This window comes from Mangrovibacterium diazotrophicum, assembly GCF_003610535.1.
In the GTDB taxonomy this organism is placed as follows: Bacteria; Bacteroidota; Bacteroidia; order Bacteroidales; family Prolixibacteraceae; genus Mangrovibacterium; species Mangrovibacterium diazotrophicum.
Genome location: NZ_RAPN01000001.1, coordinates 2,085,226 through 2,109,977, shown reverse-complemented (window position 1 = coordinate 2,109,977; position 24,752 = coordinate 2,085,226). Strand labels below are relative to the sequence as shown.

Genomic DNA, 24,752 nt, shown 5'->3' with positions numbered 1-24,752 from the left:
AAGGGATAGACCAACCAGGATATTTGTAAGATTGCCCGGGCGACAATGGTCACCCGGGCAATCTGTTTCTAAAAGCTTTTGTCTTTTGTTTGGATTCAACTACAACTTCAGAAAACGGAACCGCTGTTGCTGGCAATTGTCGTTCACTTTAATCAGGTAATAACCCGGGCGAAAAGTGGAAACATCAATTTGACTGAGTGCGCCGCTTAATTGTTTGAGCACACTGCCCTGATTATTATAGACTGATATTTGTGATTCGGCTGGCAATTGTTGCGAGAAATGAACCGTATTCAGGGTTGGGTTCGGGAATAAATATTGCCCTGATTCTTGTTTCATATCGTTCGTTGATGTCGAGATCGACCCGATCTTCTCGGAGCTCAGGATGCTGATTCCCGCGTCGATGTATTGACCTCCGGCGGTTTGTTTGCAGTGGATGGCGATGGTGTTGGTGCCACTGACAATCGCGTTTTTAGCTTCTGCTGAAATGGGGGTCGTGACGTAGCTTGTTGTCCAGCCGCTTAAACTGGCAGCCCAAACTCCGTTGATGTAAACCTCACAATCTTCATCGTGGTGAATGGTGAGTACCAGATTTTCCTGATTCTTGGCCGACAGATCACCTATTTGCACTTCCTTACGGAGCCAGATATCATCGCTGCTCCAAAGCGTTCTGATCACTGCGCCTGGTGTACCCTCCGTTCCGAAACCGGCAGAACCGCTGGACCAGTTGCTATCGTCGAAATCGGATTGGTTCCAGTTGCTTGCGGGAGGGTTGAAAGTGTATTTCCAGCTTTGAGCACTGTTTGATGAATTCGGAACGACTTCGGTTAAAAAGAGATCTTCTTCAATTACTTTCCGATTGGCCTGGTAAATGCGATCAACATCTGATTTGATGATTCGGTCGTAGGTCATCAGGCCGTTCAACTCGATTTCAACGTCGGTAATCTCCGTGTAAACAGCAGCGCTTAGACCTGAGTTGGATTTGAAGATCGTGAGTTGGTCAATGAAATCTTCGTAGTAGGTCAGGAGTTCTTCCTCCGTATTTGCCATGACGTATGAGAAGCTACCATCCCAGATATGCCCCGGAATCTTGTAGCCAACACCGCCGTACTCGCCACATGCCAGCGTCTGAGTTGAACTTTTGGGACAAGCAGGCGGCGGATAGCTGTGTACATCGAGCACATCCCCAACACCGAAGAAGTTGCCACCGCTTGCCTGGTTTACCAACCTCGAAGGATCAAGGTTCTTTACTTTTTGCACCAGTTCAGGCGTGTGATGTTGCCCTTGACCTTCATTAAACACCACCCACATAACAATCGATGGAGCGTTCCAGTGTTCCTGAACAAGTTCAGTCAATTCGCTTTCGTAAGCATATTGGTCGATGGGCTGTGGATTGCTGGTGTATGAGTTGACCGACGGCATGTCCTGCCAAACCATCAAGCCCAGCTTGTCGGCCCAATAGTACCAGCGTTGCGGTTCAACTTTGATATGTTTCCGAACCATATTGAACCCAAAGGCTTTGGCTTTCTCCAAATCGTAGCGTAAAGCTTCGTCAGTTGGGGCGGTATATAATCCATCGGGCCAAAAACCTTGATCCAGTGGGCCCATCTGGAATAAAAATTCGTTGTTAAGGTACAATTTGCGGTACCCATCTTCCGACTCAACCGATATCTTTCGCATGCCAAAGTAGCTGCCAACGTAGTCAATTGGTTCTCCGTCTTTTGATAAAGTTATTTTCAAATCGTAAAGGAATGGACTATCAGGGGACCAAAGTTTGGCATTTGGTACTTCAATCGAAATTTCCTGGTTAGCATTGCTTGCAATTGTTGTTACCGGGCTTCCCTGATCTTCAACTCTTGCAGAGATGGAAAGGCCGCTAGCATTCCCTTTTGTATTGACTGTCAATTTTAGAATAGACTGATCGATATCAGGAGTCAGCCTGATGGTTTCGATATGTGTTTCTGTAACCGGTTCAAGCCAAACTGTTTGCCAGATACCGGTTGTAGAGGTGTACATGATTCCGCCGGGATACCAGGTTTGCTTTCCTCGAGGGAAGCCCCCAGAGTCGGTTGGGTCATACACCCGAACAGCCAGTTTCTGGTCTGTTTCGTCAGACAGATAATCGGTAATGTCGAAGCTGAAAGCGTCGTAACCGCCGTGGTGGGTGCCGATGCTTTGTCCGTTTACAAAGACTTCAGCTTCATAATCCACAGCGCCAAAGTGTAAAATGAGTCGCATACCGCTCCATTCGGTCGGAATGCTGAAATTTCGTTTGTACCATAAACGGGGATGGTGTTCCATGACTCCGGATAGTGCTGATTCGACAGCAAAAGGGACCAGTATGGTACCGGAGAGTTGACCTGAAGGAAGCGGTTCCGATTGTCCTGTGCCTGGTTGGTATTGCCACAGGCCGTTCAGGTTTAACCATTCTTGGCGAACGAGTTGGGGGCGCGGGTATTCCGGTAGCACCTGCTCCGGGTTGACATCGTTTGCAAAGGAAGTCATCAACTGCGCTTGTTTCGGGCGCCAGTCTTGGGCATGTGTTACCAAAGCTGCAAACAGGGAGAGTAGTAAAAGCAACGAGTTTCGTTTATTCATTTTGTTTGTGGTTTAGGATTGAGGTTACTTGCTGTTGCGAGATGCCTCAGATTAGTTTTCACTTTTCATACAAGATGAATGCGCCTCTTACTCATTGCGGGGTAGGGCGGTCGGAAACAAAAAAAGCTGCCTTCGTAAAAGCAGCTTTTCTGTATCGTTTTGATTTTTCTATGCGGTCGCAAAGTATCTTTTCTTAAACCAGAAGGCCAGGTTGACCAGCGAGATTAAGACCGGAACTTCTACCAGTGGCCCAATGACTGCAGCAAAAGCTTCACCAGAGTTGATGCCGAATACGGCAACTGCCACGGCGATAGCCAGCTCGAAGTTATTGGAGGCAGCAGTGAACGAGATCGTCGCTGTTTTCTCGTAGTCGGCGCCCGAATTCTTACCCATAAAGAAAGAAACCACGAACATGATAACGAAGTAAATCACCAGCGGAATAGCGATGCGCACCACATCCATCGGGATTTTCACAATGTATTCGCCTTTCAGGGAGAACATCACAAAGATGGTGAATAGTAGCGCAATCAGGGTAATTGGGCTAATCTTTGGGATAAATTTCTCTTTGTACCACTCTTCTCCTTTGATGCGGATCAGGCTGAACCGGGTGAGGAAACCGGCGGCAAACGGAATGCCGAGGTAAATCAACACCGACTCTGCAATTTGACCGATGGTAATGTTAACCTGGAAGGTTTGCATGCCAAGCAGGTCGGGCAGGATTCCCAAAAATACCCACGCATATACCGAGAAAAACAGGATTTGGAAGATCGAGTTGAAAGCCACCAATCCGGCTGCGTATTCGCGGTTTCCGCCAGCGAGGTCGTTCCAAACAATCACCATGGCAATGCAACGCGCCAGTCCAATCAGGATCACTCCGGCCATGTATTCAGGGTAATCACGCAGAAAAAGAACGGCGAGCGCAAACATCAGTAGCGGCCCGATCACCCAGTTTTGCACCAGCGATATTCCCAGCAGTTTCACGTTTCGGAATACACGTCCCAATTCCTCGTAGCGAACCTTGGCCAATGGCGGGTACATCATCAGGATCAAACCGATAGCCAGTGGCACATTGGTAGAACCACTTTGGAAACTGTTCCAAAAGTTGCTGATCTCTGGTGAAAGGTAACCGATGACCACGCCGGCGAGCATGGTTGTCAAGATCCAAAACGTGAGGTAACGATCTAGAAAAGAAAGTCGCTTGTTACTGCTCATTCTTGATGTTTTTCAAATAGAAATCGTAAAAGCCTGCTTTAATTTCGTCGCGCACGCGGTAAAATTCGCTCATGATAAATTCGTCGGTACCAACAGCGTGCGAAGGATCGTCGAAGCCAATGTGCAGACGGTGTTTAACTTTACCGATGAAGGCCGGGCAGCTTTCATTGGCTCCGCCGCAAACGGTAATCACATAATCCCATTCGTCGTTCAGGTATTTCGATACAGAATCAGAAGTATGTCCACTGATGTCGATTCCGGCTTCTTTCATCACCTGAACAGCTTTGGTGTTCAATTTTCCTGAGGCTTCAGTTCCGGCAGAACAAACAGTGATGTTCGGATCGAACGACTGCAGGAAACCATGAGCCATTTGGCTGCGGCAGCTATTGCCGGTACACAGAATTAAAACTTTCATTTTGTATGCTTATTAGATGTGTTTACACTTGTTTTTGAATTGCGTTGATGATTATTATTTGCACGAGAAATTCTTTGGCAATTCAATTCCGGAAAGAAAGTCGTTCATGACGGTTTTGAGTTCTTCTATTTTCTGCGGATTGAGGCAGTAGTTTACTTTCACACCATCGATTGTTCCTTTTATCAGGCCCATGTTTTTTAGCTCGGCCAAATGTTGGTTGACCGTGGTGCGACTGAGTGGGAGTTCATTGGAAATATCGCCGGAAATACACACTTTCGACTCGGCCAGGTATTTCAAAATAGCCAGTCGGGCAGGGTGGGCGAGTGCTTTAAAGTAGCCTGCAGCAGTCTGCAGCTCTTCGTCGAATAATTCCAGTTTGGGTGATGTCATGATCAAATAATAATGACGCAAAAATACGTCATAAAAGTATTGGACGTATAAATGCGTCATTAAAATTTGATTAAAATCTCAACAGTAGAGTCGCCGGTCGAGTTATTTGGTGAAGAACATCGCAGCGTATGTTTTGTAGGCCTTCACCCAAGGGTCGATGATGTCTTGAGTAAAGTTATTTCCGAAACCGAACGACAGCGTATCAATAAAAATAACACCGATCGTGTTCAGCGCATCAGCTTTAAAATTGAAGTATTTCAGTTTGGCTTCCATTCTTTCAATTTCTGGGAGCATCGCTTCCGGATTCTCAAGCGAATCGACTGCTTTAGCGAAAATAGCGGCAAATGCAGCACCGTGATTTGCTCTGTCCTCCGCGAAAAGCGGATCTAAGTCGGAACCGATGTCGTTCGCGCGGTTGTAAAAGTATTTTCCCAGTCGGGGTAAGGTATTTTTAATCTCGGTATATGATTTTTGGATTACCTTGATGTCTGCTTCTGTCATGGTGATGGATTTTTGATTTTTATCCGAATATAGACAGATTTCTTCGTCGCTGGCCGAATAAATAGAGTAATGATTGATTAGTGGGGTTTAAGTTAACAAATAGGTCAGGTTTGGTTGTGTTTTGTAGTCTATTGATTTTTTACTTTATAATGAAACTAAATTGACTTTCGAATCAACGAATATTTTGCTTACCCGTTTGCGCGCACGAAAATATATTTATTTTTGCGCTCTCATTTTTAGTAAACACATAAACGTATGCAAAACACTAAGTTAGGTAATCCAGCAGTTGTTGGACTCGGAGGTTTCGGTTTGACAACCCTGTTATTACAATTCCACAATTTGGGCTGGGTAGGTCTTGGTCCTATTTTGGCAATGGGAATTATTTTTGGTGGCACAGCACAGTTGATTGCCGGATTTTTGGAACACAAAATGGGCAATAACTTTGGTTTTGCTGCTTTCTCTGCTTATGGCTCATTCTGGATTGGTTTGGGAATTATCTGGATTCTGAATCATTTGAATGTTTACCCTTCAACACATAGCGATGTTGGTTTTTACCTGGTTGCCTGGACGCTGATTACGGCGATTTTCTGGGTTGGATCATTCTTTATCCACACAGCCATGTTTGTGACTTTCACAACACTGCTGGCTGGATTTATTTTGCTTGATCTGGGCCATTTTGGCTTTCCGGTAATGAATACCGTTGCTGCGGTTGTGTTGATCGTATGTGCTTTATCGGCCTGGTATATGATGGCAGCTGCCATTCTGAATGACCTGGCTGGTCGCGAGATTCTGAAAAGCGGAAAACCACTGGTTGCAAAGAAGTAAGTTAGCGGATCCGTTGTAACAAACTAAATGTCCGGAAGGCCCGTTAGGATGAGCCTCCCGGACATTTTTTTATGCTTTGATCTTCTCGAAGAGAGCGATTATTTTTTCGCGCAGACAGTTTTTGATGTAATCCTCGTTTTCAGCAATCGGTTTCACCGGTATTAAATCGATGACTTCTTTGCTGGTCAGCCCTGAATCAAAATACAGGTCGTTGGCTGCAGCAATTGTTTCATGAAGTGCTCGGTTTGTTTCATCTTCACTGAGCCCCAATTGCTGGGCAATGACTTGTAGCTCGTTCCATTGAAACCAAAAATAAGTTGGAAGCATGGCCGAAACCAGGGCGTAGCTTTCTAGTTTTTGCTCGTCGGTTTCGAAGGTCTTGCCCAGAGCGGAGAATAAATCCAACAGTTCTTCCTTTTTAGTCTCCTCGAAATCGGGGTGAAAGCAAATAGGGTTGAAGCCACTGTTGATAAACGAGGTTGCGTTCGGGATCATTCGTGCCAAGTTGAGGGTTGAAAGGAGTTCTGACATCTTTGCCATACTGATTTTCGGGGCCAGCGACACGATACATTTGCTGGTATTAACGATCATTCTAATCGATTCCAAAGCGCCCATGACATGAGGCGGATGAAGTGCAAGGAAAATAATATCCTGTTTGGTGCAGTCTTGTGGGTGCCTGGTTACGCAAATCTCCGGAAACTGGTTTTGAAGTTCATGCAGCACCAATTCGCTGGTGTCGCAAACGGTGATGTTCTTTAGACTGATTGATCGGTTGCTGAATGCCTGGAGAAAAATCCGGGTTATCCTTCCGGCACCGATAAAGCCCATTGATACGGATTTCATGTTGGTTCGTTTTTGGTTTTGAGTGAGCGTGGTTAGAACATTTATTGCTGATCAAATCAACAAATTGAAGAGGAATCCGACTATTAAAATGCCGGTGGCAACGATACCGACAAAGGTCAGAATTAATTGCCATTTCAGTACTTTTTTCAGGATAATGATTTCGGGCAGCGAAAGCGCAATAACCGACATCATGAAGGCGAGTGCCGTTCCGAGCGAAACGCCTTTTTCGATGAGCACACTGACAATGGGGATGATTCCTGCAGCGTTTGAGTACATCGGGACGCCAACAAGGATTGCTAAAGGAACACTGTACCAGTTTCCTTTTCCAAGGATGGAGCCCATCAAATCTTCGGGTACATAACCGTGTGCTCCGGCGCCCACGGCAATACCGATGAGGATGTATATCCAGATTTTTCCAAGAATTTCTTTGACCGTTTCAATGCCGGTTTTAATGCGTTCGGAGAAGGGAATTCGTTCGTTTCCCGAGTCTTCGCGGTTGGTTTTTACCTGGAATACCCATTCTTCCACATATTTTTCCAGCTTCAGTTTACCAATAATCCAGCCCGAAAAAATGGCGATGAGCAAACCTGTTGAAACATAGATTAGCGCTACTTTCCAGCCAAATAGCCCGATTAGTAAAACCAAGGCTACTTCGTTTACCAAAGGAGCGGCAATCAGAAATGAAAAGGTGACGCCGATAGGAATACCTGCTTCTACAAACCCGAGGAACAGCGGAATGGCCGAACACGAACAGAATGGGGTAACGATCCCCAATGCAGCCGCCATGATATTGCCGGTGAAAAGCGATTTTCCTTCCAGTAATTTTCGTGTCTTTTCAGGCGAAAAATAGCTTCGAACAACACCAACGATAAAAATGATGAGCACCAACAACAACATTACTTTCGGCACCTCAAACACGAAAAAGCGGATTGACTCGGTCAGGTGCGTCCCCGGATTCATCTGGAAAAGTCGATCAATCAGGAAGTCGGCGATTGGCTGCAAGTTGAAATATAGCAACAGCCATACCGGCAGCAGTAAGATTGGTATGAGCCAATTGTTTGTATTTTCGGTGTGACTGAGTTGTTTAATATTCATCGACTGAATTTTAAAGATAAATTGAAACGAAATAGTAAATACCGACGGCAATAAAAACGAAGGCGACTGTTTTGCGGAACCACTGTTCGACGAGCTTCACTCGGTCGTAGATTTTTCCGATCGAATTCATGCTGAAGGCGATGATCCATGAGAATAAGATAACTGGAATACCGGTTGCCAGGGCAAAAATCATGGGTAGAAAAAGGCCTTGCGGGCTGCTGATCGTCATTGGGATGAGCATGCCAAAATACAGCACGCCGCTGTAGGGACAAAAAGCCAGTGCAAATACAAGGCCCAGCAGGAAAGCTCCCCAATAACCTTTTTGTGCCTGCGATTCGACTTTCTCTGTGAGTTTGTTCACGCCGGGAATCGTGATGGAGAACACGCCAAGCATAAACAGACCGATGACAATTAAAAGCGGGCTCAGTAGCTTTTCGCCCCATTGCTGCAAAAAACCGGAAAGTTTAAATTGGTTGGCTCCAAAGAAAAAGAGCAAGCCGATTGTAGAGTACGAAACCGCTCTGCCAACGGTATAGGTCATTCCGTTAAACAATACCCGTTTCCGGCTTTTGATGTCTTTGCTGATAAAGCCGATTGCCGTAATGTTGGTCGCTAACGGACATGGGCTGATAGCCGTCATGAGCCCCAAGATAAATGCCGATAACAGGTGGATTTGCGAATTCTCGAGTATGTTTTGCAGCGTTTCCATTTACAGCATGGAATCAATCGTTTCTTTAATCTTTGCTTTTAGTTTTTCCGGATTGGTGCCGGCATTCATAAATGCGACAGTTGTAAGGTCGACAGTCTTTCCGTTACCTACAATTACTAAAGTTGGGCCGCTAGCCTTGTACTTTTCAATTAACGCTTTCTGGCTTTCGTCTTCAATATTGATTGAGGTGAACGGCACTTTCAGTTTGGTGTATTCCTGAATAGCTTCTTTGCTGACGGCTTCAACGGCAATACAGGTCTCGCATCGGCGCGTTGTGTGAAAATAGTAGGTTGTAACGGCCGCTTCGGTTGCGACTGAGTCGCTAGAGCAACATGTTTTTGTCGCTGATTTTGTTTCGGATGTCTTATCGCAACATTGTGCGTAACTAACGTACTGAGCGATAAAAATGATTGCAAGAGTGATGAAGGTCTTTTTCATGGTCGGTTTATTTTGTGATTAGTTCTTTCACTTCCATAATTGAAGGAACTCGTCCTTTCAGTACAACCTTGCCGTCGATCACCAGTGCCGGTGTTGTCAGGACGCCCAATTTCATAATCTCGAGCATGTCTTCAACTTTAACGACTTTCGCGTCTATGCCGACTTCAATGACTGCTTGTTTGGTGATTTCTTCCAGCGTTTTACATTTTTTGCAGCCGGTTCCAAGTACTTTGATTTCCATGATCTTTGGTTTTTATTCGTTGTTCGCAGAAATACGAACAAGTAGGTTAAAATTTTTTTAGTAGTCCAAAAAATTTTTGAATAACTGCTGAGCTTTAGCCCAGTTTTCTTTGTTGATGCAATACTTCACTTTGGGCGCTTCTATTTCACCCTGGATCAGTCCTGCGTCTTTCAGTTCTTTCAGGTGTTGCGAGAGCGTCGATTTGGCAATTGGCAGAATGTCCGACAAGTCGCCACTGTAACAACAGCTTTGTTTATTGAGCAATTCCAATACATACATGCGCACCGGGTGTCCCATTGCCTTGGCAAACCGGGCTGCTTGTTGTTGTTCATCTGTAAATACGGAATAGCTCATCGACCTTATATTTCTGTTCGGTAAATTACGAACAAAGATAAAGTTTATTTTCGGATCGAAATCAATTTTGGAAAGCGAATGGTTCTCCAAATCGAAACTTTTATGAAATGTGATGGTTATTTAATCGTTTCGGAGGCGATGCCGACGCTTCGGGCATTACTTTCGCAAACATTATTACATTTGTTACTTTAACTTAATTGGATGGAAGAATATATTCAACTGCTGCGGACGATGATTCAAACGCCTTCTTTTAGCAAGGAAGAAGAGCCGGTTGCTCGTTTGGTCCGCAATTTTTTGACATCGAAGTCTGTTACTTACCAGGTTAAGGGAATGAATACCTGGGCCAGGAATAAATATTGGGAAGAAGGCAAGCCAGTCATCTTGTTGAATTCGCATATCGACACCGTGAAGCCGGTAAAAAACTGGACCAAGGATCCGTTTGGAGCCGAGTTGATTGATGGAAAACTGACCGGATTGGGGAGCAATGATGCCGGTGCTTCGCTGGTGACGTTGCTTGCTGTGTTCGTTCATTTTTATGCATCGGACGATTTACCCTACAATTTAATGTTTGCTGCTTCGGCTGAGGAGGAAATCTCCGGCCCAAACGGTATGGAGTGTTTAATTGAAGAACTGGAGCAGATAGATTTGGCCATCGTTGGGGAGCCAACGCAGATGCAGATGGCTATTGCCGAAAAAGGTTTGATGGTGCTGGATTGTGTGGCACACGGTCGTGCAGGACATGCTGCCCGTAATGAAGGTGAAAATGCACTTTACAAAGCAATCGACGATATCACGATTCTTCGGAATTACAAATTCGAGAAAGTCTCAGAGGTTCTGGGCGAAGTGAAAATGTCGATCACGCAAATTCAGGCCGGCTATCAGCACAATGTCGTGCCCGACAATTGTTCGTTTGTTGTTGATGTTCGGACGAATGAGTTTTATTCGAATCAGCGGGCTTGCGAGATTATTCGCGAATTGGTTCAGGCTGATGTAACGCCTCGTTCAACCCGTTTGAATTCGTCCGGAATACCGGTAGCACACCCGATTGTTCAGCGTGGATTAAGTCTTGGACGGACTTACTACGGATCGCCAACAACATCGGATCAGGCCGTGATGCCGTTCCCTTCAATTAAAATTGGTCCTGGTGACAGTGCCCGTTCCCACACGGCGGACGAATACATTTTGATTTCAGAAATTGAGCACGGTTTTGAAACTTACGTTGCACTATTGAAAGATCTTCAGATTACAGCGTAGAATTTTCAACCCGTTAAAAATAGAAAAAGGATGTCAGCGAATCGGTTGACATCCTTTTTTGTTATTTCATATATAGCAGAAAGGGTCTGCCAATGGCAGACCCTTGAGAAAGCTACAGACTTAAAGGCTGAAGAAATTATTAATTGTAGGCACTTTCTCCATGCTCGTAAATATCCAATCCTTCTTCTTCGATGCGAGCTGAAACGCGCAGGATACCGATTTTCTTCAAAATTGTGAAGAGGATAACACCTGTACCGAATGCCCAAACGAAGAATGTTAATACGCCAATTGCCTGGATTCCCAGTGCGTGAACACCGTGACCGTATGCCAGACCTTCTGAAGTTGAGAATACACCAACCAGTAAAGTACCGATAGCACCACAAACACCGTGTACTGATACAGCACCTACAGGGTCGTCGATTTTCAATACTTTATCGAAGAATTCAACAGCAAATGGCAATGCGAAACCAGCGATGATACCAATGAATACGGCACCGATCGGGTCAACAGCATCACAACCAGCGGTAATGGCAACCAAGCCAGCCAATGCACCGTTCAATGTCAGTGACAAAGTAGGACGTTTGTAACGAACCCAAGCAACGATCATTGCAGTAACGGCTCCGGCAGCAGCAGCCAGGTTAGTAGTAACAGCGATGTGACCAATAGCAACAGCGTTGTCAGTACCAGCAGCAGCCAACTGAGAACCAGGGTTAAATCCGAACCATCCGAACCACAGGATGAACACACCCAAGGCACCTAATGCCAGGTTGTGACCAGGAATCGCGTTTGGAGTTCCGTCTTTCTTGTATTTTCCGATACGAGGTCCGATGATCGCAGCACCAGCCAAACCAAGCCATCCACCACAAGAGTGTACGATTGATGAACCGGCGAAGTCGTGGAAGCCAAGCTCGCTCAACCAGCCACCACCCCATGTCCAGTGACCTGAAATTGGGTACACGAACAACGTGATGAAGATTGAGAAAATAAGGTATGAAATGAACTCTGTACGTTCTGCCATAGCTCCCGAAACAATTGTTGCAGCAGTTGCAGCAAACACAGTTTGGAAGAACAGGTCAGCATAATCAGAGTAGTTGTCTCCGAAACCTTCGCTGATGAAGAACAAATCCGGAGTACCAATGATTCCGCCAATTGAATCACCATACATCAGGGTGAAACCAATTGCCCAATACAACAATGAACCAATACAGAAGTCCATCATGTTTTTCATTAAGATGTTTGCGGTGTTCTTAGAGCGGGTAAAACCAGCCTCTACCATCGCAAAACCAGGTTGCATGAACATTACCATGAATGCCGCAATCAGCAACCACATGTTGTCTATACCTATTTGTAGGCCTTGTAAAGTATCTTCCATGATCTAATATTTTTATTCTTCTTTACCTTTAATGAATAATGACTCGTCTCCAAATTCTCCCGTACGGATTCGGTAAGATTCATCCATGCTTGAGATGAAAATTTTACCATCACCGATTTCTCCGGTTCTACCGGCTTTCATAATTGCCAAAACTGTTTTCTCAACATTTTTGTCACGCACAACAAGAGAAATCATTGTTCTTTCAATAGAGCTTGTGTCGTAAGCAACACCGCGGTAAACACGTCCTTGACGTGTCTGGCCTACACCGCGCACATCCCAATAGGAGAAAAATTCGATATTAGCTTCGTGAAGTGCTTCAACTACCTCGTCGAATTTGGTTTTTCTAATAATTGCCTCAATCTTTTTCATGTGATATTAGTTTATATTTTTTGTGTCACATGGAATGCCCATGATTGGTAGCTCCCCCAGATTGGTAGTCCAATCATGGTCATTTCATTAAAATCTGTAATTTGTTTTCTTAGAAAGAAATAGTACCTACGATGTAGAATTGTTCTGAATCCGGATTCCAGATACAAGAACCTGAAACTGGAAGTGAGAATGAATCAGTGATTTTGATTTCTTTAGATGAAGAAATACCAACGTTACACAGGTTGAACTCAGTGTCTGTAGTGTGCCAGCCGTCTCCTGCACCCACGAATAAGTCAACTTTACCAACTGTAACACCTGCTTCGAAATAAAGGTCATCACCAACAGATCCTTCGCCTGCGAAAATGTAGTTACCTGAAAGGCTAAGTGCGCCAATAGAATAACCTGCATTTAACTCGAAGGAGTGTGACATTTTATTACCGTAGTCTGTTCCCGGGTAATAATAGTCAGTAACGCCAAGGCTTAAACCGAAGTCAAATCCCAAAGAAGCATAAAGATCCATCTCTTGGAATCCGTCGAAACCTTGAGAACCCCATGCACCCATGGTGAAAATACCTGATGAATACTCAACGTAAGGCTGGATAGATGGTCCGCTATAAGACGTACCACGCCATACGTATGTACTGGTCAAATCCAAACCAAGACTCCATTTTGATTCTTCGTCTTGTGCCTGAACGTTTAAAGCAAAAATAACAGCAAGTCCAAAAACTAAAAGTGTTTTGAAAGTCTTTTTCATGATGTGAAAATTTAAGGGTTTAACTGAACTTTTTAGATAAAAAATTTTGTTTGGTTTTGCTTTAACGTGTGATCTCTTAAAATGCTCGAATTTTTGAAAGGGCCCCTTTTATTTTTGTCTCCGAGTTCAAAAGTATCGATATTTTGATACGGTGGTTGTAAAAAACAGGGGGTGTTCCCCAAATTAATAAAAAATTAACATTCGAACCCTTATAAAAAGATGGCAAAACAGCATGAAAAGTGTCAAATTACTACAAAAGGTGTCTCTGTGAAGGGGTATTGTGATAATTTGTAATGTTTTTGTAGAAACTGCTCCTCCGGAATTTGGAAAATAGTTTGAAAAGGCAATCGGTTGTCTAAAAGTAGAAATGTGGGGTTAATTCTGTATTTCTTTCATTTTTAATCGCCTTTTTGTAGACAATTCGTCTTTTTCTTTCATAGCGCAAATCATTTTGGTTTTCAATAGTGACCTGTGTGCGTTTGTAGACGAAGTGCTTTTTGTTGCTGAAATAGCGACAGTTTAACAGCGCAGGGGGTACAATTTAAAGGCGTGTACTAGTTGGGTTATTTATTTGTGTATTGTAAAATAAATATGGTAAATTAATTCACATTCATTGGATCTGTTCGTTCGTTTTGGCTTCAATTAAATAAACGGTATCCAGCGAGCGTTCGCGGGAGGACGGAAGGATAAATTGGAGACCTGCGCGATTCATACCCCTGTTTTTTAGGGGGTGTTCTGCAATAATTTTTAAATCCGGATTCGATTGAATGCTATCCTTGCCGGCTTCGGTTGTGAGTAACCAAAACTTTTCTTCGGGCAGTAGTTTTGGAAGGTCATGCAAGGAATAAAGTTGAATCGCATCGGACTTGGCGTAGAAGAAGATTTCGTATTGCGGGTAGTGGTAGCTAAAGATCTTTTCGGCTGGTGCTGCATTTTCGTTGTAAATTTTTGCTGCCTTCGTTGATGCCTGGTAGCTGAAAGCTTTCGGTAGTGCGCTTGAGTTGAGGAAAACGGCTAGTGTGGAAATTAAGATGGCTCCGGGTAAAATTAGTTTGTAGTTTTTTCCGAAACCGCTTTTTAAAACGAGTAGGCAGGCAGCCAGGGAAAGTATTAGTAGTATCGGATAGATTATTTTTTGTGTGGGGAACAAGTAAAACATCGCTATTCCGATGAAAAGCAGCAGTAATGTGTTGAGTGTATTTTGCGCAAAAAGGAGTTGTTTGATTCTTTTGGGCGATCCTTTTTCAAGTGCTTCGACAAGCCATTTGGCAGTAATCACCATGAACATCGGGATAAGCATAAAAATGTAATGTGGAGCTTTTCCTTTCGAGAGAGAGGCAATTATGAAGAATATCCAAATCCCCCCGGTAGTGAGGTATTCGGATTTATCTTTCCCTTCTCTCAAAATTTGACGAAATTCAAGAACCACGCCTCTGATTAAAAAGAAAGTCCATGGCAAAAAGAGGTAGAGGCTGCTGTGAAGATAAAAGAACGGATCGCTGTTGCTTCCGGCATATTCACCGGTTATTCGGCCAACATTGTTGGTGATGAAGAAGAATTTTATCCCCTCCAGTCCGAATTGGTTGATTAATCCCAGAAATGCCGGCGTTGCAGTCAGCAGAGCTATGAGGATCCCCGGGATCCATTTTGGGTGGAAGAGTTGTTTGAAATCTCTTTTGGCAATTAAATGGGTTCCCAGCGCAAAAGCAGGAATGGCTGCTCCAATGGCTCCTTTGCTCATCATGGCCAGCCCGATGGCGACAAACGCAAAAATGAAATTTGAAGTCTTTTGGGTTTTCAGGTAGGCTGCCAGTTGCCAGATTGCCAATGTGACGTTGGTGACGAGAATCAGGTCGGTGTGCACATCCATAGTGTACAAAAAGTAGATTTCGGATGTGGAAAGAAAAATGGCGGCCAAGGTGCCTGTCTGTTTTCCGTAAAGCGTCTTGCCCAGCTGGTACGTGAAGAAAATACTCAGGAAGCCGTAAAGCAGGGGGAAGATTTTGAAGCTCCAGTTGTGAAGTCCCCAAAGTTCGAAGCCGAGGGCCGAAAGCCAGAAAAGGAGCGGTGGTTTTTGGTCGTAAGGTTCAGCGTGGATTCTCAGATTGATGCAGTCGCCGCTTTCGAACACATGGCGTGCTATAGCAGCGTATTTTCCAGAGTCGCCTGTCAGATCAATGAATAGTCCGAAATAATAAGCGGTTAATGCGAGCAGGATTGCAAACGCAATAATTAACGTTTGCTTCATGTTTTCTGTTTCTGCCTTCTGTTTCATTCGATTGTTTGAATATCCCTGCAAAATTGAGCTTTTTTCTCAATGGCTCGCGTCCTGAAGGAGCTTTGTAAAGGAAAATAAACGGTTTTGTAATAATATAAATAAGTATATTTGGGCAAAATTTTCGAAAATGAAACTCTGGGACAAAGGTTACTCTGTAAATAAACTGATTGAAGATTTTACTGTTGGTAAAGATCGCGAGCTGGATTTATACCTGGCTCCGTTTGATGTGTTGGGCTCGATGGCTCACGGTACCATGTTGTCGGAAATCAATTTGTTGCCGAAGGATGAACTTGCGTTGTTGTTGAGTGAATTGAAGGCAATTTACGCGCTGATTCAAAAAGGAGAATTTCAGATTGAAGAAGGCGTTGAAGATGTCCATTCCCAGGTTGAAACGATGTTGACCCGTAAGCTGGGCGACATTGGTAAGAAAATTCACAGTGGCCGCTCGCGAAACGACCAGGTTTTGCTGGACCTCAAATTATTTGCCCGCCACGAAATTCGCGAGGTTGTTGTTCTTGGTGAGCAGCTCTTCCAAACGTTGCTGAAACAAGCCGATAAATACAAGGATGTGCTGATGCCAGGGTATACCCACTTACAGGTGGCGATGCCTTCGTCGTTTGGTTTGTGGTTTAGTGCTTATGCCGAAAGTTTGGCTGACGACTTCCTGCTATTGCACGCTGCTTATCGGATTGCCAATCAGAATCCGCTGGGATCAGCAGCCGGTTACGGCTCGTCTTTTCCACTCGATCGCCAAATGACAACCGATTTGCTCGGATTTGAGCAAATGAACTACAATGTTGTTTATGCCCAAATGGGACGTGGCAAAATGGAGAAGATTGTTGGTTTCGCACTTTCGTCGATTGCTGCCACACTTTCCAAACTTGCTTACGATGTGTGCCTTTTTATGAGTCAAAACTTCGGATTTGTAAGTTTGCCAGATGAACTCACAACCGGGTCGAGTATCATGCCGCACAAAAAAAATCCGGATGTTTTTGAATTGTTGCGCTCGCACTGCAATAAAATTCAAGCCATGCCGACTGAGATTATGCTGATGGTTAATAACCTGCCAAGTGGCTATTTCAGAGACCTTCAGATTGTAAAAGAAGTATTCCTGCCATCCTTCCAGGATCTGAAGAATTGCCTGGAGATTGCCAATTTTGCATTGACTGAAATCGCAGTTAAAGAGAATATTTTGAACGATGAGCGCTATAAGTACGTTTATAGTGTAGAAGATGTCAATCGGTTGGTGATTGACGGCGTTCCGTTCCGCGATGCTTATAAAAAAGTAGGTCTTGAAATTCAGGCTGGGAATTACAATCCAAGTCGTGAAATTAAGCATACACATGAAGGAAGTTTAGGCAATTTGTGCCTTCCTGAAATTGATGCAAAAATGAAAGCAATTCTTGCCCAATTTAACTTTAAAAAGGTCGATGATTCGATTGCTAAGTTGCTGAAATAGTGTCATCCTGTTAATAAAACGTTATATTTCATTTTTTTTCAAATTTAGACACTATTTAATGGTGTAGTGTAAGTTGTTCGATTTCACCCTATTATGAAATTGAGAGGTAAAAGTAAAGGGGGTGGTCTATGTTCTCGAACAGCTTTTTTCAAATCCGACGTTGGATTATATTCGTTTTATGGCTATTTTTGCTTTCACTTCGTAAGATTTTCGCGGGTTTTGCTTATAGTTTTAAATCACTGTTGCTATTTCAGTGATTTTGTTGTGTCTTGGGGGCATACCCGAGACTTAGGTGATTAAAATATAAATGTATAAAAGATGCAGTTAGAAACTCCCAAACAACAGGGTCTTTATCGCTCTGAATTTGAACATGGTAGCTGTGGGATCGGATTCGTAGCTAACCTGAAAGGTCGGAAACAACATCGGGTTATTTCTGACGCTTTAGCTATGTTGGCTCGGATGGAACATAGGGGCGGTACCGGATATGATATTAAAAGTGGGGATGGAGCTGGGATTTTAATTCAGATTCCCCATGAACTATTCATGGAAGAATGCCCAAAGGACGGAATCAAACTTCCGACTTTCGGCGAGTATGGCGTGGCCATGATTTTCTTTCCAATGGATGATCGAAAACGCTCGGAATGCAAGGATATTATTTCAAGAAACCTGACCAAATTTGGCTTGCCGTTTTTGGGATACCGCAAAGTTCCGGTAGACAACTCTGACCTTGGTCGTGACTCGCGCGCGACTGAACCTTACGTGCAACAATTATTCATCGGCAAACCCGATGATATGACGGTTGAAGAGTTCGATCGTAAGCTTTTCGTTTTCAGAAAATATACAGAACGTCTGGTTCGTGAATCGGTTGCCGGCATCGGATACGACGGTTTAAATATTATCTCCTGTTCATACAAGACCATTATTTATAAAGGTCAGTTGACAACAGAACAGGTTTCACTTTATTTTAAAGATTTGACCAACCCGTTAGCTGTTAGTGCTATCGCCTTGGTTCACTCTCGTTTCTCAACCAATACGTTCCCAAGTTGGAAATTGGCGCAGCCTTTCCGTTATATCGCTCACAACGGCGAGATTAACACCAACAAAGGTAACGTGAACTGGATGCGTGCCCGCGAAGCACTGCTGGAATCAACGCTGTTCACTCGTGAAGAACTGGAAATGATTTTCCCGATCTGCGATTTGAAAGCATCAGATAGCGCGAACCTGGATATGGCCATCGAAATGTTGGTGTTGAGCGGACGCTCATTGCCTCATGTGCTGATGATGCTGATTCCGGAAGCTTGGCAAAACGACCCACACATGGATCCAAAGAAAAAAGAGTTCTACGAATTCTATTCTGCCATGACAGAACCGTGGGATGGTCCGGCGTCTGTTTGTTTCACAGATGGTGTTTTAGTTGGAGCAACACTCGACCGTAACGGATTGCGTCCTTCACGCTACTGCGTAACTGACGACGATATGCTGATCATGGCATCAGAATCGGGAGCATTGGATGTAGACCACGCCAGCGTAAAAGTTCGCGGTCGTCTGCAGCCGGGTAAAATGTTTGTGGCCGATTTGGAACAAGGTCGCATTATCTCCGATGAAGAAGTTAAAGCTGAAATTATTTCCCGTCAACCTTATGGTGATTGGGTAAAAGAAAATATGACTTACCTGGATGATCTGCCTTCTATTCCTGATTTGGAATTGAAAGAGCCGGATCAGAAAACACTGTTCAAGCGTCAAAAAGCATTTGGTTTTACGCATGAAGAGTTGGAAGTACTGTTGAAGCCGATGGCTGAAACCGGTAAAGAAGCAATTGGTTCGATGGGGGCTGATAACCCGTTGGCTGTGCTTTCTGATCGTCCGGTATTGCTGTCGAACTACTTCAAACAGTTGTTTGCCCAGGTAACCAACCCGCCGATTGACCCGATTCGTGAGCGTATCGTTATGGACTTGCGTACCTATGTCGGTGGATTCAAAAATATTCTGACAGAATCTCCGGAACACTGCCGTCGTATTGCGATTGAGCAGCCGGTTCTGACCAACGAACAATTGGTAAAGTTGTCGTATGTTGACCATGCGCACTTCCAAACCAAGAAAATCAGCATCGTTTTCCACGCCGATGGAAAACCAGGCACTTTGGAGAAAAAGCTGGAACGTTTGTGTGTTTACGTTGAAGACGCCATCGACGAAGGTTACTCAATAATCCTGTTGTCTGACTTCTCTGTAAGTACCGACCATGCGCCGATTCCTTCGGTATTGGTCGCTTCAGCTGTACACCACCACCTGATTCGTATCGGTAAACGTGGTAAAGCTGATATCATCATGGAGGTTGGTGATGTTCGCGAAGTACACCACTTGGCAACTTTGCTGGGCTACGGCGTTTCTGCAGTGAATCCTTACATGGCAATCGACACCATCAAACAAATGGCAAACGATGGCAAGTTGGGTGCTGTTACGGCAGAGAAAGCGGTTAAAAATTACATCAAGGCTGTTAATGGCGGCTTGTTGAAAATCTTCTCCAAAATGGGTATCTCAACTTTGGCTTCATACCAAGGTGCACAGATCTTCGAAATTTTGGGAATCAATTCAGAAGTTGTCGACAAATACTTCACCGGAACTGTTAGCCGTATCGAAGGTCTGTCATTGGATGATATTGCCAAAGAAGCTTTGATGCGTCACCGTCAGGGATTCCCGATTCGCTTGGGTGGCTCGAAAGTGCTTGAACCTGGTGGTGAATACAAATGGAGAGTTGGTGGCGAACGTCACTTGTTGTCTCCGAAAGCAGTAAACCTGTTGCAAAAGGCAACTCGCACAAACGACTACAAAACATTCAAACAATATTGTCAGCTTGTTGATGATCAAACCAAGGCAGCTTACACCTTGCGTGGTTTGATGGATTTCAACTCTGATCGCGAGTCTATTTCGATTGACGAAGTTGAGTCGGCAGACAGCATCCTGAAGCGTTTCGCAACTGGAGCGATGTCATTCGGTTCTATTTCGTGGGAAGCACACACGACCCTGGCGATTGCGATGAACCGTATTGGTTCCAAGTCTAACTCAGGTGAAGGTGGTGAAGACCCGATTCGTTACACCAAATTGCCAAACGGCGACGACATGTGTTCGGCTACCAAGCAGATTGCTTCAGGACGTTTTGGTGTGAACAGCTACTACCTGAGTCAGGCCAAAGAGCTTCAGATTAAAATGGCTCAGGGCGCAAAACCTGGTGAAGGTGGTCAGCTTCCGGGACACAAAGTAAACGGTTGGATTGGCCGGGTGCGTGGTTCAACCCCGGGGGTAGGTTTGATTTCTCCTCCGCCACACCACGATATCTATTCAATCGAAGACTTGGCACAATTGATCTTCGACCTGAAAAACAGTAACCGCGACGCCCGTATCAATGTGAAGCTGGTTTCTGAAACAGGTGTTGGTACTGTTGCTGCCGGTGTTTGTAAAGCAAAAGCCGATGCTGTTCTGATCTCCGGATATGACGGTGGTACAGGTGCATCGCCGCTAAGCTCGATCAAACACGCTGGTTTGCCTTGGGAGCTTGGTTTGGCCGAAACTCACCAGACGTTGGTGCGCAACCGCTTGCGTAATCGGATCACGGTGCAGGCTGACGGTCAGATGAAAACATCTCGCGACTTGGCGATCGCAACTTTGTTGGGTGCCGAAGAATGGGGATGTGCAACTGCCGCGCTGGTTGTTGAAGGTTGTATCATGATGCGTCAGTGTCACAGCAATACCTGCCCGGTAGGTGTGGCTACGCAAAACGAAGATCTTCGCGCCAAATTCACCGGTAATCCCGACCATGTGGTGAACTTCTTTACCTTCCTGGTAGGTGGTTTACGTGAAATTATGGCCGAGCTAGGATTCCGTTCGATTCAAGAAATGATTGGTCAGTCACAATGTCTGAAATTTAAAGACGATGTGGACCACTGGAAATATAAAAACCTGGATCTGAGCCCGATCTTGTTCAAAGAGACAATCGGTGCCGATCAAGGCTTGTACAAAACGAAAGAACAAAATCACCAACTGGAAGAAATTCTGGACTGGAAATTTGTTGAAGCAGCACAGAATGCCATCAAAACAGGTGAAAAAGTTTACGGTGAGTTCCCTGTTGTGAACACCGACCGTAGTGCTGGTACTGTTCTTTCGCACGAAGTAACTAAGGTTTATAAAGGCGAAGGTCTGCCCGACGGAACAATTCACTTCAAACTGACTGGTTCTGCAGGTCAATCATTCGGAGCCTTTATGTGTAAAGGGATAGAATTGGAAGTAGAAGGTGATGCAAACGACTACTTTGGAAAAGGTTTGTCAGGCGGTCACTTGTCCATCTACCCGGTTAAAAATGCACAGTTTGTTCCCGAGAAAAACATCATTGTAGGTAACGTTTGTTTCTACGGGGCAACTGGAGGCGAGGCTTATATCCGTGGTATTGCCGGTGAGCGTTTCTGTGTTCGTAACTCGGGAGCGAAGGTAGTGGTAGAAGGTATCGGAGACCATGGTTGCGAATACATGACTGGCGGTAAGGCCGTGATCCTGGGTAAAACAGGTCGCAACTTCGGTGCAGGTATGTCGGGTGGTATCGCTTACGTACTTGATGCCGACGGAACCTTCCCCGCGAAGTGTAACATGGAAATGATCGGTTTGGAGAAAGTAGACGATGCTGCTGAACAAGCTGAATTGAAAGCAATGATCGAAAAGCACCTGGAGAAAACAGGGTCTGCCGTAGCAGAGTACATTCTGTCTGACTGGGACTACAGCTTGTCGAAATTTGTGAAAGTTCTTCCAGTCGATTACAAACGCATGCTTGGCTTCATTGAAAAAGCCCGCAGCACCGGTAAATATGAAAAAGAAGACGATATTATCGACGCAGCGTTCGATATGTCTTTGGAAAAGTAATTCAATTTTTGAATAGAAAAAATGGGAAAGCCTACAGGATTTTTAGAATATAAAAGAGTTGCCAATCCAACTCGCCCGATAGCAGAACGTCTGAAAGATTGGAACGAAGTGTACGTTCTGCGCGATCAGGAAACTTGCGAAACGCAGGGATCACGCTGCATGGATTGCGGTATTCCTTTCTGCCACCGCGGTGAATTGATGCACAACGGTGCTTCCGGATGTCCGGTTTACAACCTGATTCCGGAATGGAACGACCTGATCTATCGTGGTCGTTGGCGTGAAGCGCTGGAGCGTTTGCACCATACCAACAATTTCCCGGAGTTTACAGGCCGCGTTTGCCCGGCTCCTTGTGAAGCGGGTTGTGTATTGGGAATCAACGAACCAGCTGTGACCATTCACGATAACGAGCGTACGATCATCGATTTTGGTTTCAAAAACGGCTGGGTGTTACCTGAGCCGCCTGAATACCGTACGGGTAAAACAGTTGCCGTTGTCGGATCAGGACCTGCCGGTTTGGCTGCCGCTGCGCAGTTGAACAAAGCCGGTCACCTGGTAACCGTATTCGAGCGCGACGACCGTGTTGGTGGTTTGCTCATGTACGGTATTCCAAATATGAAACTCGACAAAGAAGTCGTTCAGCGTCGTGTTGATTTGTTGGCTGCCGAAGGGGTGACTTTCAAAACAGGTGTTGAAGTTGGAAAAGACATCAGCGCGAAGAAATTGCACAAAGATTTCGATGCTGTAGTATTGGCTAATGGTGCTACCAAACCGCGTGACCTGAAAGTTCCGGGCCGCGAGTTGAAAGGCGTTCATTTCGCCATGGAGTTCCTGCGTGCTAACACCAAGAGCTTGCTGGATAGCGCACTGAAAGATGGCAACTACATTTCAGCTGAAGGTAAAAACGTGATCGTAATTGGTGGTGGTGATACCGGTACCGACTGTGTAGCAACATCGTTGCGTCACGGATGCGCGAACGTGAAACAGTTTGAAATCATGCCTCGTCCAGCGAACGATCGTAACCGCGACGTGAATCCTTGGCCCGAATGGCCGGCATCGCTGAAAGTTGACTATGGTCAGCACGAAGCGATCTACAAACAAGGCGAAGATCCTCGCGAGTATTTGGTGATGACCAAAAAATTTGAAGGCGACGAAAATGGTAATTTGGTTGCTATTCACACGGTAAATATTGAATGGGCTCGCACGGAAGAAGGCGGCATGTACCCGAAAGAAATTGCGGGAACAGAACGTCGTTTGGAAGCGGACTTGGTTCTTCTGGCAATGGGTTTCCTTGGACCGGAAGACAAAATCGCTGAAGAACTGGAATTCGAGCGTGATGGCCGTTCAAACTACAAAGCAGAGTACGGTGAGTTTAAAACCAGCTTGAAGAAAGTATTTGCGGCCGGTGACTCTCGTCGCGGACAATCATTGGTGGTATGGGCAATTAACGAGGGACGTGCAGTTGCTCGCGAAGTTGACCGCTATCTGATGGGCGACACCGTGCTACCATAATCTGTATATTTAGTTTTTTAGCATAACAAAATGGAAAAGAAAATCCCGGTTTAGGCCGGGATTTCTTTTTTTCTAGCGGTGTTATTTTCGTTGTAGTTCGATCGAATGCTGTTCGTTTTTCAGCACAAGAACATCATTAAGCAGATTTACTTTCCAGCTACTCTTTTGAAGCATTGCCATTAGACGGCTTTCCAAATCAATACCCGGGCAATACATCTTTGTTGCCATAATCATTCCAACGGATAGTTCGCTGTTGGTCATTTCAACTTGCCCTCCAAAACGATTGCAGCCGGCGTATCCGGAGAAACGGCTCTCTGTGCTGTGGAACTCGAGGAATGCTTCTTTTTGCTCTGGCATTTGGATCGGCTCATCGTCAATGGTTTTCAGGAGCCATTGTCCTTGTAGTTGCGACAGTTCGACTATTGTTGCTTGTTGAGACTGTTCTGCTTTAGTGAGTTTTTCGCCATGTTTGCACGAGATGGCAGTCAATGCCACGAGAAGCATAAAAATGAAAATACGTATCATGTGTTCTGTTTTTAGATGATTGTTTCATGATCGTTGCTGTTGAAACAGAATGCAGCGATCCCGATCATGCAATCAATTTGTATGCCCATTTTTGATTCGCGGCGCCGGTGGAATAGGAGTTGCTTGATTTCGAGATGATTAATATATCCGTTTTAAGGGCGAAGTGGTGGTGCTTCCGATCGCTTTTAGTTTTTCTGCTTCCGGATATTTTTTAGGTTCTTTTGTGCGTTTTTTACCGATTGACGGCAATCCTGCAGCCGTTCAACTGCATCGAACAGCTTTTGGCTGATGGCTGTCAAATCGGTTTCGTCCAACACGGCGTCCAGGTTTTTTCGTGATTCAACGAGTGACTCTGCTGCTGCGGTCAAATCGGGTTTTATTTTTCGGATGCTGGCTGCTGCGTCGCCTTGCCCTTGATCCTTGGCTTCGTAGTATGCGTCATCCAAACTGTAGGTAGCCAGCTGTAATTTCATGTCGATGCTGTCCATGGCCGAGAGTGCTTCGAAACAATTGCGACGGATGTCCTCCAGGTTTGTAGCACTGTTGTTGAATTCAAGTGTAGTTGCTGTTTCCTGTCCCCAAAACCAGGCATCGTCAACATAAGCTTGCGTTTTTCCCAGGTTTCCAGTTGTTTCTGACTGTGCATCAGTCGTGTGGCAAGCCAAAAATGATATCAGTAAAAGGAGGATTTTCAACAGCTGTTTCATCT

At 44.9% G+C, this 24,752-nt stretch carries 22 protein-coding genes; 5 read left to right on the top strand and 17 right to left on the bottom strand.

Annotation, left to right across the window (positions count from 1 at the left end; all coding sequences use genetic code 11):
* Positions 1-99: 99 nt before the first annotated feature.
* From BC643_RS08260 to BC643_RS08240, 5 genes are all read right to left on the bottom strand, one after another.
* A complete protein-coding gene (locus BC643_RS08260) occupies positions 100-2,595 on the bottom strand; it encodes a sugar-binding domain-containing protein (RefSeq protein WP_120272638.1) in 2,496 nt (831 codons plus the stop codon).
* A 168-nt stretch (positions 2,596-2,763) separates the two neighbouring features.
* Complete coding sequence (gene arsB / locus BC643_RS08255; RefSeq protein WP_120272637.1) at positions 2,764-3,807, bottom strand: ACR3 family arsenite efflux transporter; 1,044 nt, start codon at positions 3,805-3,807, stop codon at positions 2,764-2,766.
* A complete protein-coding gene (locus BC643_RS08250; protein WP_120272636.1) occupies positions 3,797-4,222 on the bottom strand; it encodes an arsenate reductase ArsC in 426 nt (141 codons plus the stop codon). The genes arsB and BC643_RS08250 overlap by 11 nt, the downstream gene beginning before the upstream one ends.
* Positions 4,223-4,276: 54 nt before the next feature.
* The gene (locus BC643_RS08245) at positions 4,277-4,672 is read right to left on the bottom strand and encodes an ArsR/SmtB family transcription factor (protein ID WP_245994895.1); all 396 of its coding nucleotides are present in this window, start codon (positions 4,670-4,672) and stop codon (positions 4,277-4,279) included.
* Positions 4,673-4,714: 42 nt separating this feature from the next.
* Positions 4,715-5,113, bottom strand: coding sequence for a globin domain-containing protein (locus BC643_RS08240; RefSeq protein ID WP_120272634.1), 399 nt, complete (start codon positions 5,111-5,113; stop codon positions 4,715-4,717).
* A 255-nt stretch (positions 5,114-5,368) separates the two neighbouring features.
* Here BC643_RS08240 and BC643_RS08235 point away from each other — a divergent pair, with 255 nt between their 5' ends.
* A complete protein-coding gene (locus tag BC643_RS08235; RefSeq protein WP_120272633.1) occupies positions 5,369-5,938 on the top strand; it encodes an acetate uptake transporter in 570 nt (189 codons plus the stop codon).
* A 69-nt stretch (positions 5,939-6,007) separates the two neighbouring features.
* On the opposite strand, the gene BC643_RS08230 is transcribed toward BC643_RS08235, so the two are convergent.
* Genes BC643_RS08230 through BC643_RS08205 form a run of 6 tightly spaced genes read right to left on the bottom strand, consistent with a single transcriptional unit; the run spans position 6,008 to position 9,618 of the window.
* Complete coding sequence (locus BC643_RS08230; protein ID WP_120272632.1) at positions 6,008-6,781, bottom strand: pyrroline-5-carboxylate reductase family protein; 774 nt, start codon at positions 6,779-6,781, stop codon at positions 6,008-6,010.
* A 51-nt stretch (positions 6,782-6,832) separates the two neighbouring features.
* Positions 6,833-7,876 (bottom strand): permease, encoded by a 1,044-nt coding sequence (locus BC643_RS08225; RefSeq protein WP_120272631.1) that lies wholly within the window; start codon positions 7,874-7,876, stop codon positions 6,833-6,835.
* Positions 7,877-7,886: 10 nt separating this feature from the next.
* On the bottom strand, positions 7,887-8,585 hold the full coding sequence (locus tag BC643_RS08220; RefSeq protein ID WP_120272630.1) for an aromatic aminobenezylarsenical efflux permease ArsG family transporter: 699 nt from the start codon (positions 8,583-8,585) through the stop codon (positions 7,887-7,889).
* The gene (locus BC643_RS08215; protein WP_120272629.1) at positions 8,586-9,023 is read right to left on the bottom strand and encodes a nitrophenyl compound nitroreductase subunit ArsF family protein; all 438 of its coding nucleotides are present in this window, start codon (positions 9,021-9,023) and stop codon (positions 8,586-8,588) included.
* A gap of 7 nt (positions 9,024-9,030) precedes the next feature.
* Positions 9,031-9,264: a thioredoxin family protein gene (locus BC643_RS08210; RefSeq protein WP_120272628.1), complete on the bottom strand. Its 234-nt coding sequence runs from the start codon at positions 9,262-9,264 to the stop codon at positions 9,031-9,033.
* Positions 9,265-9,321: 57 nt separating this feature from the next.
* Positions 9,322-9,618 (bottom strand): ArsR/SmtB family transcription factor, encoded by a 297-nt coding sequence (locus tag BC643_RS08205; protein ID WP_120272627.1) that lies wholly within the window; start codon positions 9,616-9,618, stop codon positions 9,322-9,324.
* A gap of 201 nt (positions 9,619-9,819) precedes the next feature.
* Here BC643_RS08205 and BC643_RS08200 point away from each other — a divergent pair, with 201 nt between their 5' ends.
* Complete coding sequence (locus BC643_RS08200) at positions 9,820-10,872, top strand: M20 family metallo-hydrolase (protein ID WP_120272626.1); 1,053 nt, start codon at positions 9,820-9,822, stop codon at positions 10,870-10,872.
* A 139-nt stretch (positions 10,873-11,011) separates the two neighbouring features.
* Here BC643_RS08200 and BC643_RS08195 read toward each other — a convergent pair whose 3' ends face one another.
* The 4 genes from BC643_RS08195 to BC643_RS08180 form a co-directional block, all read right to left on the bottom strand.
* Positions 11,012-12,244 (bottom strand): ammonium transporter, encoded by a 1,233-nt coding sequence (locus BC643_RS08195; protein WP_120272625.1) that lies wholly within the window; start codon positions 12,242-12,244, stop codon positions 11,012-11,014.
* 12 nt (positions 12,245-12,256) lie between these two features.
* The gene (locus BC643_RS08190; RefSeq protein WP_120272624.1) at positions 12,257-12,613 is read right to left on the bottom strand and encodes a P-II family nitrogen regulator; all 357 of its coding nucleotides are present in this window, start codon (positions 12,611-12,613) and stop codon (positions 12,257-12,259) included.
* Positions 12,614-12,722: 109 nt separating this feature from the next.
* Positions 12,723-13,367, bottom strand: coding sequence for a TorF family putative porin (locus tag BC643_RS08185; RefSeq protein WP_120272623.1), 645 nt, complete (start codon positions 13,365-13,367; stop codon positions 12,723-12,725).
* Between the two features lie 610 nt (positions 13,368-13,977).
* The gene (locus tag BC643_RS08180; RefSeq protein ID WP_170154499.1) at positions 13,978-15,615 is read right to left on the bottom strand and encodes an ArnT family glycosyltransferase; all 1,638 of its coding nucleotides are present in this window, start codon (positions 15,613-15,615) and stop codon (positions 13,978-13,980) included.
* A 157-nt stretch (positions 15,616-15,772) separates the two neighbouring features.
* Between BC643_RS08180 and argH the strand changes: the two genes are divergently transcribed.
* The 3 genes from argH to BC643_RS08165 all read left to right on the top strand — a co-directional run bounded on the left by argH (position 15,773) and on the right by BC643_RS08165 (position 23,518).
* The gene (gene argH / locus BC643_RS08175) at positions 15,773-17,104 is read left to right on the top strand and encodes an argininosuccinate lyase (RefSeq protein ID WP_120272621.1); all 1,332 of its coding nucleotides are present in this window, start codon (positions 15,773-15,775) and stop codon (positions 17,102-17,104) included.
* Between the two features lie 318 nt (positions 17,105-17,422).
* The gene (gene gltB / locus BC643_RS08170) at positions 17,423-22,009 is read left to right on the top strand and encodes a glutamate synthase large subunit (protein ID WP_120272620.1); all 4,587 of its coding nucleotides are present in this window, start codon (positions 17,423-17,425) and stop codon (positions 22,007-22,009) included.
* Between the two features lie 21 nt (positions 22,010-22,030).
* A complete protein-coding gene (locus BC643_RS08165; protein WP_120272619.1) occupies positions 22,031-23,518 on the top strand; it encodes a glutamate synthase subunit beta in 1,488 nt (495 codons plus the stop codon).
* Positions 23,519-23,599: 81 nt separating this feature from the next.
* Here the strand turns inward: BC643_RS08165 and BC643_RS08160 are convergent, their stop codons facing one another.
* Both BC643_RS08160 and BC643_RS08155 read right to left on the bottom strand, forming a co-directional pair.
* The gene (locus BC643_RS08160; RefSeq protein WP_120272618.1) at positions 23,600-24,043 is read right to left on the bottom strand and encodes an META domain-containing protein; all 444 of its coding nucleotides are present in this window, start codon (positions 24,041-24,043) and stop codon (positions 23,600-23,602) included.
* A gap of 185 nt (positions 24,044-24,228) precedes the next feature.
* Positions 24,229-24,750: a hypothetical protein gene (locus BC643_RS08155; protein WP_120272617.1), complete on the bottom strand. Its 522-nt coding sequence runs from the start codon at positions 24,748-24,750 to the stop codon at positions 24,229-24,231.
* Positions 24,751-24,752 lie beyond the last annotated feature (2 nt).

Excerpts from the sequence above, each read along its gene's own strand:
- BC643_RS08195 (WP_120272625.1), bottom strand. The coding sequence starts at position 12,244 with ATGGAAGATACTTTACAAGGCCTACAAATAGGTATAGACAACATGTGG.
- BC643_RS08180 (WP_170154499.1), bottom strand. The coding sequence starts at position 15,615 with ATGAAGCAAACGTTAATTATTGCGTTTGCAATCCTGCTCGCATTAACC.
- arsB (WP_120272637.1), bottom strand. The coding sequence starts at position 3,807 with ATGAGCAGTAACAAGCGACTTTCTTTTCTAGATCGTTACCTCACGTTT.
- BC643_RS08155 (WP_120272617.1), bottom strand. The coding sequence starts at position 24,750 with ATGAAACAGCTGTTGAAAATCCTCCTTTTACTGATATCATTTTTGGCT.
- BC643_RS08230 (WP_120272632.1), bottom strand. The coding sequence starts at position 6,781 with ATGAAATCCGTATCAATGGGCTTTATCGGTGCCGGAAGGATAACCCGG.
- BC643_RS08210 (WP_120272628.1), bottom strand. The coding sequence starts at position 9,264 with ATGGAAATCAAAGTACTTGGAACCGGCTGCAAAAAATGTAAAACGCTG.
- BC643_RS08235 (WP_120272633.1), top strand. The coding sequence starts at position 5,369 with ATGCAAAACACTAAGTTAGGTAATCCAGCAGTTGTTGGACTCGGAGGT.
- BC643_RS08165 (WP_120272619.1), top strand. The coding sequence starts at position 22,031 with ATGGGAAAGCCTACAGGATTTTTAGAATATAAAAGAGTTGCCAATCCA.
- BC643_RS08250 (WP_120272636.1), bottom strand. The coding sequence starts at position 4,222 with ATGAAAGTTTTAATTCTGTGTACCGGCAATAGCTGCCGCAGCCAAATG.
- BC643_RS08220 (WP_120272630.1), bottom strand. The coding sequence starts at position 8,585 with ATGGAAACGCTGCAAAACATACTCGAGAATTCGCAAATCCACCTGTTA.
- BC643_RS08240 (WP_120272634.1), bottom strand. The coding sequence starts at position 5,113 with ATGACAGAAGCAGACATCAAGGTAATCCAAAAATCATATACCGAGATT.
- gltB (WP_120272620.1), top strand. The coding sequence starts at position 17,423 with ATGCAGTTAGAAACTCCCAAACAACAGGGTCTTTATCGCTCTGAATTT.
- BC643_RS08185 (WP_120272623.1), bottom strand. The coding sequence starts at position 13,367 with ATGAAAAAGACTTTCAAAACACTTTTAGTTTTTGGACTTGCTGTTATT.
- BC643_RS08225 (WP_120272631.1), bottom strand. The coding sequence starts at position 7,876 with ATGAATATTAAACAACTCAGTCACACCGAAAATACAAACAATTGGCTC.
- argH (WP_120272621.1), top strand. The coding sequence starts at position 15,773 with ATGAAACTCTGGGACAAAGGTTACTCTGTAAATAAACTGATTGAAGAT.
- BC643_RS08245 (WP_245994895.1), bottom strand. The coding sequence starts at position 4,672 with ATGACGCATTTATACGTCCAATACTTTTATGACGTATTTTTGCGTCAT.
- BC643_RS08205 (WP_120272627.1), bottom strand. The coding sequence starts at position 9,618 with ATGAGCTATTCCGTATTTACAGATGAACAACAACAAGCAGCCCGGTTT.
- BC643_RS08200 (WP_120272626.1), top strand. The coding sequence starts at position 9,820 with ATGGAAGAATATATTCAACTGCTGCGGACGATGATTCAAACGCCTTCT.
- BC643_RS08260 (WP_120272638.1), bottom strand. The coding sequence starts at position 2,595 with ATGAATAAACGAAACTCGTTGCTTTTACTACTCTCCCTGTTTGCAGCT.
- BC643_RS08190 (WP_120272624.1), bottom strand. The coding sequence starts at position 12,613 with ATGAAAAAGATTGAGGCAATTATTAGAAAAACCAAATTCGACGAGGTA.
- BC643_RS08215 (WP_120272629.1), bottom strand. The coding sequence starts at position 9,023 with ATGAAAAAGACCTTCATCACTCTTGCAATCATTTTTATCGCTCAGTAC.
- BC643_RS08160 (WP_120272618.1), bottom strand. The coding sequence starts at position 24,043 with ATGATACGTATTTTCATTTTTATGCTTCTCGTGGCATTGACTGCCATC.